Raw genomic sequence first — 15,336 nt, forward strand, 5'->3', positions numbered from 1 at the left:
GATAAGGCACGGGGTAGTAAATATGACAATTTGAGGTATAAAAAATGACAGCTCCGAATTATTGCTGCACAGCCATAGCAGTAACGGCCTGCAAATACCAGGCGGCATGAGGTAACCATTGTTCTGTCCATCGCCATTCGTTGCCGTTGTCTTTTATTTTAAAATCGATACCGCTGCCGTCGGGATTTTCCTTTTTACCGGTAATTCCGTTAGAAATCCCACCCTTGCCCGATCCATGGCCGAAATTTGAACTCATATAAGGCACATTGTTTTTACCATACTGATACATAAAGCACATTTGGTAAGGGTTACAACCCAGTATCCAGGCTATCTGGTGCGATGCATACTCTGCCAGTTCTCTTTTTATGCCCCAGCCACCTTTTTCGGGATATACTAACCGCCCTCCTACCAATGCCGCAGCAGCCAGCGAACCCAGGCGGGCATTTTCTCCCTGCCACCACCAGCCGGTTTCATTTTCATGCGGGATAAAAAAGCCCTCTTTTACAGCACCTTTAAACTTAAAAGATTGGCGGGCATAGCCAAACGGATTATCTACATTAGCGGTTACCTTCAGGTTATAGTCCAGTGCTTTTTTTATGGTTGATAATGCATCGGAACGTTTATCGGCTTCTTGCTCCTTATCCAGGTACCTGCATAAAGCAATAACGGGTAAGCCGGCATCAGCTGCGTGCCAGAAAGGCCTGTCGCCGTCATCAGCAATAAAATACCCTGCGGGGCTCATTCGCTTGTTCAAATTTAGCGCACGTTTTCGGGCTTCATCACGATAAAGGGAACTATCGGTTGCAATCCACAATTCGGTAGCAGCCATCAGGGCACAATAATCGTCAATGATATTTTCCTTGCCGTCGTCATCATATCTGGTATTATTTGCCAGCAAGTGCGCGAAAGCCCGTTTGGCAGCGGCAAGATATTCTGCTGATTTAAAGTCACCGTCTTTTTTCAGTTGCGAGATCCGTGCAAGCGATGCAATGGCCATTCCCCCTCCTTCTCGAAAAGCAGCCTGGTACTCATCTGTAGTAACGCTGTTTGCTTTTAACCCTACAACACGCCTGGCTCTAGGGTCTTTATTAAAATAGCTGAATACGATCATGTAAAAATAATCGTCTTTTGACAGGGCGCGCATCATGTAGTCGGCTCCCCAAAGTGCTTCATTCACCATGCCATCGCAAATCCCCAGTTTATTTAACAAACCTGGCGCGATTTGCACCGTATTGATCATTGACCAGGTTACCAACGGTATTTGCTGGGGCGACATAAAATTAGCATAAGCCAAATGCGAAAAGTATTTGCTTACATCGCCCGACGCATCGCACCAGCCGCCATGCAGATCAACTGTTTTATCGCTGCCATAAAGCTGAACAGCTGCGTCGGCCTGCAGCTCCATTGGTGTGTTAGCCCGCTGCTTGTTATAGTAGCTCAATACCGATGGGATGGTAGTTACTGCCAGTGCGTTTTCCCTAATCTGAAACCAATCGGATTGGGAATGAAAATCTTTAGTACCAATGTAAACCCTGTATTTCCCCTCCGCTTTGAATTCCGAAAAGTCAGCCTGGTAAAAATATCCGTCCTTGTCCCATTCCTCAACCTTTAACGGACCATTTAACGGAGCAATATATACAGCGTTACCATTTGAGTTTTGTAATGCAAAAAGTATACCCGGCACAAGTTTAGTATCGCAACGCACAACAACAGTTTTTGCTCCCCGGGCATCATACCCTACCTGGTTCATGTAAAAAACAGGATTCGCTTTGCACAGACAGCAAAACAGCGAAAAAAAAGCTAACAGGATAATTTGGCGAACAAATGAATTCATGTAAATGCAGTTTAACGATCAATGCAATTTACAGTATTTATAAACCAACAGTTAGTAACCCTAGCCTAAAAAGCGGCAACCATACCCCTAATTTACCACTACAATTTATCCAAACAACTCTTTATAATTTAATGGGGATATTAAAACAAACTATAACATGCTGCCTGTTTACCCGTTTTATTTAGGTAACTTTGAAACTTATAAAAATTGGCCGTTACATTAAGCTGATTTATTGAGAACTATTAATGCCGGGAGGTGTAACAATCTCTTTAACCCGATAACCGAAGCCCTTGTATAAATACTTTACGAGGGCTTTCGCTTTTACAAACACTATTATGGACGAAAGAAATTATTTAAGCACGTGGCAAAAGTACATGCCTGTAATACGCCTGCACTTGAAAAGAAGTCTGCAAGACGAGCAGCAGTTTAAGTTAAATATAACTGATTTTGAAGCGGCCGGCAGCAAGGGGAAATCCGGTTATACCTTTAATATCAATATCGAAAACGGCAAGGTCACCAACAACATCAGCGGATCGGCAGTGGCGCGCGATTTGTACGAACTCCTTAAAGCCGATGAAGCTGTTAAAGCGATTTTAAAAGATAAAAATGTAAAGATAAGCGTTGGCAAATCGTTTGTCCTCAGTATTAAAACTACGCACTTATCTTCGTACAGATAATAATATCCGGAAGTAACTTCAAAAAGGAAATAACCTGTCAGGGGGCTATTTCCTTTTTTTATGAGATGATTTTTTGCTTTTACCTGAAGAAGAAGACTTTTTTGAAGATGATGACTTCTTAGAGGAAGAATGCTTTGATGAAGAAGAATGTTTTGATGAATGAGAGGTTCTTTTTGAAGACTTTCCATGTCTTCTCCTCGGGCGGTATCCTTCATCTTCTATATTCTGATCTGCCGGTCTCTCCATTTTCCTGATCTTCGGACCAAAATCAATAGCCTCATCATGAAAAAACTTATCAAAAGGATTAAAATAATAGATGTTAGCTGCATCGTAGATTTTGATACTTGCTTTTAAACGGTTATTGAAAGCTTCTTCGTCCTTAAGCTCAGGGGCTGTCCATCCAGCTTCGGCCAAACCGGCTATACGCGGAAACAGCATAAAATCAAGGCGCTTTTCAGAGCCGATCATTTCAGTCCAGACATTGGCTTGTACACCAATGATCTGTTTTGACTGCAGGTCTTCGTTATTCTGCATCTGCCTTTCAGGGAAACCATAAACGCTACCCACGGTATTATACACACCTTTCCACCTGCGGCCCGAGATATGGTCAGCATCCTGCACAAAATCAAAATACATAGGCAGGCGCGGACAAAGCACTACCTGGTACCCTTTTTGAACGGCTAAATGCAGTTGGCCCGGTAAATTTTGTCTCCACCAAAAGATAATAGTTTTATCAGCCGGCAGGTTTGTTCCGGTTGCTTCATCCCAGGCCAGTACTTTATTACCTGCATTTATGGCGGTGTCGGCTACGCGATTAAAGAAATAACGCTCCAGCTCGCCTACATCGGCAAAATTATTTTTCTGCATAAACCCGGCTATTGAAGGGTTAAGCGACCAGGCCTTAACACCCAAGGCTACTTCATCGCCTCCCAAATGGATCATTTTAGAAGGAAAAAGCGTGCTGGTTTCCTTAATGATGTTACCAAGAAACTGGTAGGTGCTATCGATTGCAGGATTAAAAGTAAAATTAGGATAGCCTTCAACACTGCCGCCGCTAAACTGCGGATAGGCTTTGTTGGCCGCTGTAGCATGGCCCGGCATATCAATTTCGGGGATCACGGTTATAAACCTTTCCGCGGCATAAGCGATGATCTCTTTGATCTGGGTTTGGGTATAATATTGAGGATCAGCAATTGAATCACTGTAATTACCGATTCCGCCAATCAGTGTTAGCTTAGGATATTTCTTTATCTCCAAACGCCAGCCCTGGGCATCGGTTAAATGCCAGTGAAATTTATTCAGCTTATAGTAAGCCATCCAGTCAAGGATCTGCTTAACTTTTTCCATCCCGAAGAAGTGGCGGGATTCGTCGAGCATTAGCCCCCGCCATTGATAGCGCGGCGTATCGGTAATGGTTAAAGACGCTAAGCTGATGGTTTCGCCCCGGGGCTGGTCTTTGATCATTTGCAGCAAGGAAATCATCCCATAAAACACCCCGTCACGGTTTGACGAAGAAATGGTAATTTCATTGGCAACAATTTTTAAGGAATATGCCCCCGCGGCGGGATCGCCATTGGTTAACAACAAATGAATAACACTGCCTGCATCTTTATTATCAACGGCAAGCGTAAAACCGGCCGACTGGCTTACCTGTTTTTGGAAGTAACGGGCTATTGGCAACAAAGAAGCATCATTCACACCAACGGTACTGTGATTACTAAATGTAAACTGCCCTGTACCATTAACAACAGACTTGGGCTGCGGGATTATATTGACATTTTGCGCCCGTACGTATCCGGAAAACAAAATAAATACAAGTACGATCTTAAATTTCATTTAAAAACAACTCAAATAGTTTGGGGCTGCTATGATATGAATTTTCTTTGAAAAACCCGGCAATTTGTTTGTAACAAAGTGTTTAACTGCTGCAACCGGGCAGGTTTTTATCCGTGAGGTCATGAAATCACCTGTCAATGCGTTCAGGGAGTTGTATAAATTGCTTCACAATTTTTGAGATACGATTGTGGAGTTAGCTATAACAACATGTAAAGCGTTACTAAAATTACCACAGCGCGAAGAACAATCGCAAAACGAGCGTTCTGGATAAATTGCAAATTACTAAATTACAGCAATTTACATCAGCACAAGTATTGCATCCTATGAACCAGGCTCGCATCAAAGGAGCGGGAAGGAATATTTCTGGCCTGTTATTCCGCAACAGATATTTCGTGATCGCTTCGGTAGTAATTGTTGTTTTAGCAGCTTCAGTTTATTTACTTTTTTCATCCCCTAAATACAAAGTGAGCATAGAGTTGGCTGCTTCCGGCGATTGGGAACTATTAACGACAGCAATTAACGAGTTGCGTTCTGGAACCACGATAAAAAAAGCGGTCAATGCATTGGGGCTCCAGGTAAGTTATTATCATAAGGGAACTTTTACAACAAATGAGATTTACGGGGATTCATTACCCATTAAGCTTATACCTGGAAAGAGCAACTTCTATACTTCTCCCATTGAAATCACCATCAATTTAATTAATGGCAGCGTTTGCAGGATTGATCAGAATAATGTACTCACAGATGTGCCTTTATACCACCCGGTTAAATATGGATCTTTACGCTATACCATAATAAAAGGGCCTGCCTTTAAAGCAATACAACTACCTCTTACGGTAAAACTCATTCCTTATGCCGACGTAGTTGAACATTTTAGTAAAAGTTTGGAAACAAAAATTCTGAGCGGAGATAGTTTTGAATTAAGTTTTAAGGAGGATAATGCTCAAAAAGGGCAGGATTTTTTGAATGAGCTTGTAGAAATTATTAATGCCCAATATGCAAAACCAAGTTCACCCGCTAAACCGGCGATTATTGATACTACATTACTTCTTAAATTAAACGATAGTATAGCATACTATAAAGCAATGGCTGATAAATATCACGAGCAGCAAACTATACTGAACAACATCAAAAAACCCAGGCAAATGCCAAAGCCGAGAGCTGTTCCGGTACTGGTGACGGTGACGACTGCATTGACTGAAAAAGAAAGGGCCGGCTTAAATACACTTACTGCCGTTAAAGCATACGCCTTGAAACCTGATGACGCTTTTGTTATAATACCGGATAATTATCAAGTTAGCGATTACCATATAGAAACACTCATACAGGACTTTAATAAAGCGCAACTCAATAAACAGCGGGTAATGCAGGATTCGGACAATGCTTATGCAAGTGTTTACGCTTTCAAGCTCGAACTCAATTCAATAAAAGAAGCACTTGTTAACAGCATAACGGCAAAGGAACAAAAAATCAGAAATGCTCATCAAATTAAAGATGTCCGTCAACTTAAGTATATCGATCAACCAAAAGATGTTGAGCAACCTCAAGATAGTGTGCAACCAAAAGATTCAAAATCAATAGCATCATTTTTATCGCTGCAATTGAATGATTCTATCGCCCAAATAAACACTATAATTGAAAGTAAGCAACAACAGTATAACAGGCTGTTACATGGCTCAGGCGGGCAAGACCCCGCGCCAAGGCTCATTATAAATGAAACGTGGCACACGCGGGAATCAATGATCTCCAAATCATTATTAGTATATTTTTTTGCATTACTGACTGGTTTGCTGCTGCCCGTTTTATTGCTGATTATAAATGAATATATAACATCAACTAAAAAAAGCCGGTACAATAAAACGCAGGGAAAGGCATACCCCTGACACGGAAAACGGCCGATCAGGGTTTCTGATCAGCCGTTTTCCGTTTTCACAGGGGTAGATAAAGCTTATTTCCAGCCGCCGCCCAATGAGCGATAAAGCTCAGCGTTGGCACTAAGTTGAGCCATTTTAATAGATGCTAATTCAAGCTCACCTTGCAATACATTACCTTGCGCAGTAATCACCTCAAGATAGGTAGCAAGACCGTTTTTAAACAACATGCTCGCATTGCTTGTAGCTTGTTGCAATGTTTTAACGCGGTTAGCTGCGATAGTTTGTTGCTCTTTAAGCTTTTGGAGCCTTACCAAAGCGTCAGATACTTCGCCAACCGCATTTAATACCGATTGACGGAATTGGATCACTGTTTTTTCGCGATCAACTTTGGCAACTTCGTATTGAGTACGCAATTGTTTGTGTTGCAACAAAGGCTGAGCAATACCACCGGCAACAGTACCAAATAATGAAGCCGGAATATTAAACCAGTTGCTTGATTTAAATGAATTTAAACCACCCTGACCGGTTATAGTTAATGAAGGGTAAAGCTGGGCTTTAGCAATGCCAACCCTCGCGTTAGCTATATTTAAAGCCAACTCCGAACTGCGTACATCGGGCCTGCGGCTCACCATTGCTGATGGTACACCTGCCGACAGTGTTTCGGGGAAAGTAATATCATTAAGTTTAGCGCTACGTTCAATGGCGTCAGGTAATCTGCCTGCCAATATGCTCAAGCCATTCTCCTGAACATTGATATCGCGTTCAAACTGCGGAACCAATTGCGCGGCGGCTTCTAACTGGGCCTGTGCCTGCTGAACACCTAAAAGTGTCACCTGGCCGGCATCGTATTGCAATTTGATGATGCGCAATGTACTGTCATTCAGTTTTACGTTTTTCTTAGCTATTTCCAGTTGCTCGTCAAGCATCAGCAAGTTATAATAACCTTGTGATACACTTGATACGATGTTGGTTTGAATAGCCCTTTTAGCTTCATTAGTTTGCAGGTACTGGGCCAAAGCTTCACGGTTTTGGCTGCGGATTTTACCCCAGATATCAGCCTCCCATGAAAGCGCCAGGTTAGCATTATAATCTTCAACATGTTTAGTACCAATATTGTATTGTTTGATACTTAAACCGGTAACACTGTTATCAGACGGGCGGTTGGTGCTTGCAGTAACGTTTAAGCCAAGGGTAGGAACATAATTCCATTTAACTTGTTTAAACTGCAATTGTGCAGCCTCGATATTTTTTACGGCCACCTGCATATCGTAATTTTTAACTATGGCACTGTCAATCAGCTTTTGAAGAGCAGCATCGGTAAAAAAGTTTTTCCATTGCAAGTCAGCAATGCTGCTGGTATCGCCGGTGGTAACCGCGTTCCTGAAGGCTTCAGGTTGCGCGTCCTTTGGCGTAGCAACATCTTTTGAAACTTTACAGCCGGCAAGCACCACCAGTGCAAGAGCCAAACTGCCTATTATATTTTTCATTGTTATATCTTTTTTAAACTATCACGGATTTTAAAGGCCGTGATAGTTTTAGTTGATGTTTTGATTGATTAAGCTGAATATTCGTTTTCAAGAACTACAGCATCCTTCCCATGGTCGCCGGCAGCAGCAAGCGGCTTAGGTTTGCCACTAATGCGTTCCTGCAAGCCCTGGAATATCACGTATAGTACAGGTATGATAAACAAACCTAACAGTACGCCTGAAACCATCCCGCCTGCTGCACCAATACTGATAGAGTGGTTACCCTGTGCAGATGGGCCGGTAGCGATACTCATCGGGAATAAACCGAATACGAAGGCCATGGAGGTCATGATGATTGGACGGATACGGAGCTGAGCAGCTTCAATAGCCGATTGAACCAACCCATGCCCTGCCCTTCGCCGTTGCACCGCGAACTCTACAATCAGGATGGCGTTCTTGGCCAGCAAGCCGATGAGCATGATCAGCGCAACCTGCACATAGATGTTGTTTTCGATACCGGTTAAGCCTAACACAATGAATACCCCGAATAAACCTGTAGGTATTGAAAGTATTACCGCCAATGGCAGGATATAACTTTCATACTGTGCAGACAGCAGGAAGTATACAAACACCAAACATAACAGGAAGATCACAGTCGACTGACCACTTGAAGCAATCTCCTCGCGGGTTTGGCCGGTAAACTCATATGCAAAACCTTGCGGCAATTGCTCCTTAGCTGTTTCCTCAATCGCTTTGATGGCATCACCAGAGCTGTAGCCTGGTTTAGGGATAGCATTTATTTCGATAGAGTTGAACAAGTTGTAACGTGAAGCAGTTTCTGAACCATACACACGGGTTAATTTAACCAGGGTGTTGATCGGCACATTTTCGCCCGATTTGTTTTTAACAAACACACGGTCAATTGCCGATGGATCTGTCCTGTCTGCAATATCTGCCTGAACAACCACACGGTAGTATTTACCAAAGCGGTTAAAGTCTGATGCCTGTGCGGTACCAAAGTAAGCCTGCATGGTTGACAGGATGTCTTTAACACTTACACCCAACTGGTTGGCTTTTTCGTCATCAACTTCTAATTGTAACTGAGGGTAATCAGCTTTGTATGAAGTAAAGGCGAAAGCAACCGCTGGTTTCTGCATCAGTTTCATGATAAAGTTATTGGCAACACCGCTAAATTTATCCAACCTGCCGTTGGTTTTATCCTGCAGCATTACGTCAAGCGCTTCCACGTTGCTGAAACCAGGAACGGTTGGGAAACTGAACACGAAGAACGTACCACCTGGTATGCCTGCTAATTTGCCCCTAACAATATTCTGGATAGCATCAATATTTTTAACTTCTCCCCTTTCTTCAGTAGGCTTCAACAACAGGAAGATAACACCTGCCGACGGGCTGCTGGATTGTGTTAAGAAGTTAAAACCAGAAAGCGCGGTAACAAATCGTGCTGACGGCAGTGTTTTCAACTGATCCTCAGCCAGTTTAAAGGTTTTGTTAGTTCCTGCTAATGAAGTACCTGATGGTGTATTAACAGCTATGGCCACAAAGCCCTGGTCCTCGGTAGGAATAAAGCCTGTTTTGGTTTTGTTTACCATGTAAACTGTAGCAACAACTACCAAGGCAAGGCCGGCCATGCTGATCCATTTATTACGGATCAGAACTTTCAAGCCGCCAACATACCTGTTGGTCATATAATTGAAGCCACCATTGAAGCCCGCGTAAAATTTCTCTACAAAGCTTTTCTTAGGTGCGTCATGACCGTTTTCGCTATGTTTATTCTTTAAGAATAGCGCAGCCAAAGCCGGACTTAAAGTTAAAGCGTTAACAGCCGATATAATGATAGATATAGCCATGGTTAAGGCAAACTGGCGATAGAAGATACCTGTTGAGCCCGTCATGAAGCTCACCGGTAAAAATACCGCCGCCATAACCAACGTAATAGATATAATGGCACCTGTAATTTCGTGCATGGCCTCCGTAGTTGCAGCCTTAGGGGTTAGGCTTGGGTCATGCTCCATTTTGGCATGCACCGCCTCCACTACCACAATGGCATCATCCACCACAATACCAATAGCCAATACCAACGCAAACAGTGTCAACAAGTTAACCGAGAACCCAAACAGGTTCATGAAGAAGAACGTACCGATAATAGCAACCGGAACCGCTATAGCCGGAATCAATGTTGATCTGAAATCCTGCAGGAATATAAATACTACGATAAATACAAGGATGAAGGCCTCAACTAATGTATGCTCAACCTGGTTGATAGACTCGTCAAGATCGGTTTTAGTACGATAGAACTGGTTGTATTTAATCCCGACAGGGAAATCTTTAGACAATTTCACCATCAGGTTGTCGATAGCGATCTGGATTTCGTTGGCGTTTGAACCTGACAATTGGATAATACCGATGATAATACCATCGTGGCCGTTCAGGTTACTAACGCTATTATATGAGTATGCACCCAGTTCAACACGTGCTACGTCTTTTAAACGCAATACAGAACCATCTGCATTAGCACGGATGGCGATGTTCTGATATTCTTCTGGTTTGGTAAGTTTACCTTTATATTTAATTACATACTCAAATGCTTCGTTACTGCGCTCGCCAAATTTACCTGGTGCTGCTTCAAGGTTTTTGTCCTGTATAGCGGCGGTTACTTCGGCCGGTGTAACATTGTAAGCTGCCATTTGGGTAGGATTTAACCAAACGCGCATTGAATAATCCTTAATACCACCAAAAATACTGGCAGAACCTACACCCGGGATACGTTTAATTTCCGGAACGATATTGATCTGTGCGTAGTTGGCCACAAAGGTTTGATCGTATTTTTTAGGATCTTCGGAGTAGATGGCCATAGCACCGATAAAGCTGTTTTGCTGTTTGGTAGTTGTAATACCATATTGCAAAACCTCAGCGGGCAACTGGCTTGAAGCCTGTGAAACACGGTTTTGAACGTTTACCGCTGCCTGATCGGGGTTAGTGCCCTGTTTAAAGTAAACAGTGATACCCAATGTACCGTCATTACTGGCGGTAGAGGTCATATAGGTCATATTTTCCACACCGTTAATCGCTTCTTCTAACGAAGGCGTAACGGAACGTAAAATAGTTTCGGCATTGGCGCCCGGGTACACAGCCGATACCAATACTGACGGAGGGGCAATATTAGGAAACCGCTCTAAGGGCAGTTTTGTTAAACCAAGCACACCCACTATCACCAACAATATGGAGATAACAGTTGAGAGTACCGGTCTTTCTATAAATTTTTGAAACATGACTTTAAAGTTTAAGTGTATGTATTATTTCTTAACTACAGCGGCTACTTTATCTGCAGCCTTTTGAGGCTGGATAACCATACCTTCCTGTAATTTATCAATGCCCTCTAACACAATCTGGTCGCCGGCTTTAATAGCTTCTTTATCCTTAACCAGGTAGTGATCACCTGATTTACCAATTATGTCGATAGGTTGTTTTTTCACTTTGCTGCTATCGCCAACTACAAATACAAATACTTTATCCTGCATTTCGATAGTTGAAGCTTCCGGAACGATCAAAGCATCTTTATGGCTCAGGCTTAAACGGATCTTGCCGGTATTACCAGAGCGTAAAAGACCGTCAGGATTTGAGAAATTTGCCCTTAAAGTGATAGCGCCGGTGTTTTTATCAAACTGACCGTCTACAATATCAATTTTACCTTGTTTAGCATATTCTGTATTATCAGCTAACAATAATGATACTGATGGTACATTTTTCAGTTTATCTTTCAGGTTAGCGCCTGGATATTGTTCTTTAAAGGCAACAAAATCTTTTTCGCCCAATGAAAAGTAAACGTGTACATCATGAACATCTGATAATTGAGTTAGTGGAGCAACGTCCGCAGGAGCAACAAGGCTACCTTGTTTCTTAGCAAGCAGACCGATATAACCGCTTACAGGAGCTTTTATTAAGGTATAACCTAAATTGATCTGCGCGGTAGCTACGTTAGCTTTAGCCGATTCGATATTGGCTTTCGCTACATCAGCTGCTGCCTTAGCTGTTTTTAGCTGGTAGTCAGAAACTACTTTATTAGCTACAAGCGGAGTTAATTTTTCAACTTCCAGTTGCGCATTTACGTGCGCAGCTTCGGCTGCATGTAAGCTTGCTAACGCGTTATTTAAAGCCGCACGGTATGGTTGTTCGTTAATTTTAAATATTGGCTGACCGGCAGATACGAAGGCGCCTTCGTCAACAAATACTTTATCTAAAGTACCGCTTACCTGTGGCCTGATCTCTACGTTAACGGCACCTTCAATTGAAGCAGGATATTCCTGGTAAGTAGTTTCGGTACCTGATACTATAGAAGCCACCGGTAAGGCCGGCGGTGGAGGTGCTGTTGGAGCCTGCGGTGCAGATGAACATCCGTATAATGTTAAAGCTGCAACTGCTGCTAAAAGGAGTGTTTTCATGAGTGATGATTTTAAGAGTGGTGAATGAATAGGATTAGAAAAAGCCGTTGGGCTTGTGATATATGATGATTTGATTGTTTTCATTGTTTTACTGTTGCCGATCATTTTCAATTGAGATGCCAGTTATATAATTAAACTGATTATCAATTACTTATATTTATAATATTTAATTTCCAATGCCTTATATCGTTATTTTCACGATTTTTCATGACGATATACCGAAACGATGTACGCTAATTACAGCAATTGCATAAATTAGATGTTACAACACCGTTAAATCGTTTAACACTGTTAAATGGATTGCGTGGGTTGTGAGTGAGCTTTTTCATTGTATTAAGAGTTTGTTTTAAAAAGTGCTTAACAATTACCTAACACTGTAAGGTAATTTAACAGTGTAGTTTTCAAGTCACAGAAAGAATTAATCTTTCATCGACCTGATGATACCGCCTATGGTATCTTTTAAAACCTGGCGGTTAACTTCGTCAGAGAATCCCCTGCTCAGTAAGTTGATGGACACCAAACCGTGTACGACCGACCAAAACGTATAGTACTTGGTGCAGATCATTTCGTCATTGATATCCTTTATATCCATCAGTTGCATAATAGCCTCGCTAACCATCGTAGTAGGGAGCTGGGCTTCGGGCATTGATTTTACCATTTCGCAGCAACAGTTCATCTGTACGCCAAACATAACCTGGTAAAGCTCCTTATTTTCAAAAGCAAAGTTCCAGTAAGCAAGCCACATGGCCTCCAATTGCTTTTCGGGCAGGCGGTGCTTTTCTTTGGCTTCCTCCATGTCCTTTGCTAATATCAAATAGCCTTTGCGGGTAAGTTCCATGAGTATAGCATCCTTATTTGCAAAGTATTCATATATAATGGGCGCGGTGTACTCAATTACATCAGCAATCTTACGCATGCTTAAAGCCTGCCAGCCTTCGTGCTTAACTATGTGGAGCGCGGCATCCAGGATATTAACCCGGGTTTCCTCTTTTAAGCGCTGAATTCGTTCTTTACTTGCCATTTTGATTACACTATTAAATCATTTAACAGTGTTAAGCAAAAGTATAACGGTTTTGAGGATTATTTACCATCCCTTTGTAAAAAACGTTTCATCCAATTGTCATGGATTAAACCTTTTGAGTCAAATCCGGTCGGTAAACGCTTATTTCTTTACCAGGTAAACCAATTGCCCAATATGATAGCCCTGGTGTATAGTACGATTAATCAGGATATTTAATCTGTTACGGTGCGGCTCTTTTGCAAAATCATCTGCTGCAATGGCGCTATGCGGCTTAAACCAGTCTTCGGGCTGCATAGCATTCATCCTTTCGGTTAAAGCCTCATTTACTTTAGCCCAATATTGTTTAAGCTCAGCCAGTGACGGTTTCTCCAACCCAGAATTTTCAGGACTTTTAACAAAAATTTGATCCAGCTGGGGATAGAGCCTTTCGCCCAAACCTAAATAGGTAAACATTCCGTCGCTAACAGCGGTAAGGTGACCCAGCAGGTAAATACCGCTGTTTCGGCCGGGAGCAGTTTCGGCAGCAAGAGCTTCGTCAGTTAACTTATCGAGTAAACCGTTTAGGCGACTGTTTTGCAGTTCCCAGTTGGAGACTACCATTTTGATAAATAATTCTGTTGACGGCTGTATGCTGGTTTCGGTAATGTTTGTGCTCATTTGTTGCAGATGTTATATCAAACCAGTGGATTTGATGACACAATTATAAGCTAAAACGGGGTTGGCGTAAATACTAAGCAGTTTATATGACAAAACTATGATACCACGGGCTCATCTTCAATTTTACGCACCAACCATATCATCATGGCAGCAAAGGCGGCAACAACAAAAAAGGCTATTTGCAGGTTTGCTGCCTGCGCAATAAAACCAACTATCGGCGGTACTATAACAAAGCCCAGGTAACCAACTGTTGATATGGCGGCCAGGGCCTGGCTGCTGTTCATTGTTTTTGATTTACCGGCCATGCTAAATATAAGCGGCACTATACATGACACCCCCATGCCTATCATGGCGTAGCCCAAATAAACGGTTAAAGTATATGGTAAAAACACAGATACCAGCAAACCGGCCAAAACCAGCGAGCTGCTATAAGTTAACACCTTTTTTATACCAATGGCCGATACTACCCTATCACCCGCAAAGCGGCCAATGGTCATGGTAACCATGTAAACTACAAAGCCGGCCTCCGCGAATGATTTGGTGGCATGGACTACCTTTTCAAAATAAACACCGCTCCAGTCGTACAGCGTGTTTTCACAAGCCATAGAGGCGAAACATATTAAAGAAAATTTAAGCAGATGTTTATCGGGCATGGAAAATACCGATTTATTGGGTGTTTCGGCGGGCTGATAATCATATGTTGAGGGATAAAATATTACCGATAGGATCAGCATTGCAATTCCTACTGCTAATAAATGATATGACGGCGCTACGTTAAATAATACCATTAAATAGCCAACAGCAGCGCCGCCAAAACCGGCCAGGCTCCAGATGCCGTGGAATGTTACCATGATCGATTTATCATACAAAGCCTGGATCCCCACGGCCTGCGAGTTCATAGATAAACCTAATATATTACGGGTTGAGCCAACAAAAAATAAAACTACTATCAGTTGCCACATATAAGCTGCAAAACCGGGGAGGCAAAGCACCAGGCTAAAGGCCAGCGCACCTATCAGCATCATTATACGGCTGCTGAAATGCTTGATCATTTTAGCCGTTAAAGGCATGGTAAGCATCAGGCCAACAGGCATGGCAAACAGCACAACCCCCAACTGGGCTTCATTTAAATTAAGCTGATGTTTTATGGATGGAATACGCGAGGCCCATGAAGAATACCCGAAGCCCGAAACAAAGAAGAAGATACTGTTGGCAATCCGCATTTTTGATTTGCCCGCAGCCGTTAGCTGATCCATACTTAATAATTAAGCGCAAATTTAGCTATAATTTATAAGTGCGGCTGCCGTTATCTGCAATTAAATGCAGCTTACATACATGGCTGAAGCTCTCCGCAGGGCTGATTATTTTGAGCCGCTTTATGAAAAACTTTATTGAAACTTTGTTGTACATAAGTTAACCCGAGATTTAAAAGAGCTGATACCTGCAGTGGTGTGGTATCGGGCAGGGTGAGTGATATGAGGTGTGATATGAGTTTCATGATTACATTATCG

11 protein-coding genes are annotated in these 15,336 nt (G+C 42.4%); 2 read left to right on the forward strand and 9 right to left on the reverse strand.

The genetic code is table 11. From position 1 onward, the window contains the following. Positions 1 to 58: 58 nt before the first annotated feature. Complete coding sequence (locus ACEN82_RS14505; protein ID WP_413317553.1) at positions 59 to 1,834, reverse strand: glycoside hydrolase family 9 protein; 1,776 nt, start codon at positions 1,832 to 1,834, stop codon at positions 59 to 61. A gap of 335 nt (positions 1,835 to 2,169) precedes the next feature. Between ACEN82_RS14505 and ACEN82_RS14510 the strand changes: the two genes are divergently transcribed. Further along, positions 2,170 to 2,511, forward strand: a complete 342-nt coding sequence (locus ACEN82_RS14510) for a hypothetical protein (protein WP_176624006.1) — start codon at positions 2,170 to 2,172, stop codon at positions 2,509 to 2,511. Between the two features lie 45 nt (positions 2,512 to 2,556). On the opposite strand, the gene ACEN82_RS14515 is transcribed toward ACEN82_RS14510, so the two are convergent. Continuing rightward, positions 2,557 to 4,347 carry a beta-N-acetylhexosaminidase gene (locus ACEN82_RS14515; protein ID WP_413317555.1) on the reverse strand — a complete coding sequence of 597 codons (1,791 nt, stop codon included), beginning with the start codon at positions 4,345 to 4,347 and terminating at the stop codon, positions 2,557 to 2,559. 323 nt (positions 4,348 to 4,670) lie between these two features. Here ACEN82_RS14515 and ACEN82_RS14520 point away from each other — a divergent pair, with 323 nt between their 5' ends. Continuing rightward, positions 4,671 to 6,230, forward strand: a complete 1,560-nt coding sequence (locus ACEN82_RS14520; protein ID WP_413317557.1) for a hypothetical protein — start codon at positions 4,671 to 4,673, stop codon at positions 6,228 to 6,230. Positions 6,231 to 6,295: 65 nt separating this feature from the next. On the opposite strand, the gene ACEN82_RS14525 is transcribed toward ACEN82_RS14520, so the two are convergent. From ACEN82_RS14525 to ACEN82_RS14555, 7 genes are all read right to left on the reverse strand, one after another. Continuing rightward, a complete protein-coding gene (locus tag ACEN82_RS14525; RefSeq protein WP_413317559.1) occupies positions 6,296 to 7,708 on the reverse strand; it encodes an efflux transporter outer membrane subunit in 1,413 nt (470 codons plus the stop codon). Between the two features lie 68 nt (positions 7,709 to 7,776). Continuing rightward, positions 7,777 to 10,977, reverse strand: a complete 3,201-nt coding sequence (locus tag ACEN82_RS14530; RefSeq protein ID WP_112655231.1) for an efflux RND transporter permease subunit — start codon at positions 10,975 to 10,977, stop codon at positions 7,777 to 7,779. A gap of 24 nt (positions 10,978 to 11,001) precedes the next feature. After that, positions 11,002 to 12,147, reverse strand: coding sequence for an efflux RND transporter periplasmic adaptor subunit (locus ACEN82_RS14535; RefSeq protein WP_112655393.1), 1,146 nt, complete (start codon positions 12,145 to 12,147; stop codon positions 11,002 to 11,004). Between the two features lie 418 nt (positions 12,148 to 12,565). After that, on the reverse strand, positions 12,566 to 13,168 hold the full coding sequence (locus ACEN82_RS14540) for a TetR/AcrR family transcriptional regulator (RefSeq protein ID WP_091168098.1): 603 nt from the start codon (positions 13,166 to 13,168) through the stop codon (positions 12,566 to 12,568). Positions 13,169 to 13,309: 141 nt separating this feature from the next. After that, a complete protein-coding gene (locus ACEN82_RS14545) occupies positions 13,310 to 13,825 on the reverse strand; it encodes a DinB family protein (RefSeq protein WP_413317562.1) in 516 nt (171 codons plus the stop codon). Positions 13,826 to 13,920: 95 nt separating this feature from the next. Continuing rightward, positions 13,921 to 15,081: an MFS transporter gene (locus ACEN82_RS14550; RefSeq protein WP_413317564.1), complete on the reverse strand. Its 1,161-nt coding sequence runs from the start codon at positions 15,079 to 15,081 to the stop codon at positions 13,921 to 13,923. 71 nt (positions 15,082 to 15,152) lie between these two features. Further along, positions 15,153 to 15,323 carry a hypothetical protein gene (locus tag ACEN82_RS14555; RefSeq protein ID WP_413317566.1) on the reverse strand — a complete coding sequence of 57 codons (171 nt, stop codon included), beginning with the start codon at positions 15,321 to 15,323 and terminating at the stop codon, positions 15,153 to 15,155. Positions 15,324 to 15,336 lie beyond the last annotated feature (13 nt).

The organism is Mucilaginibacter sp. Mucisp73, from assembly GCF_059491465.1.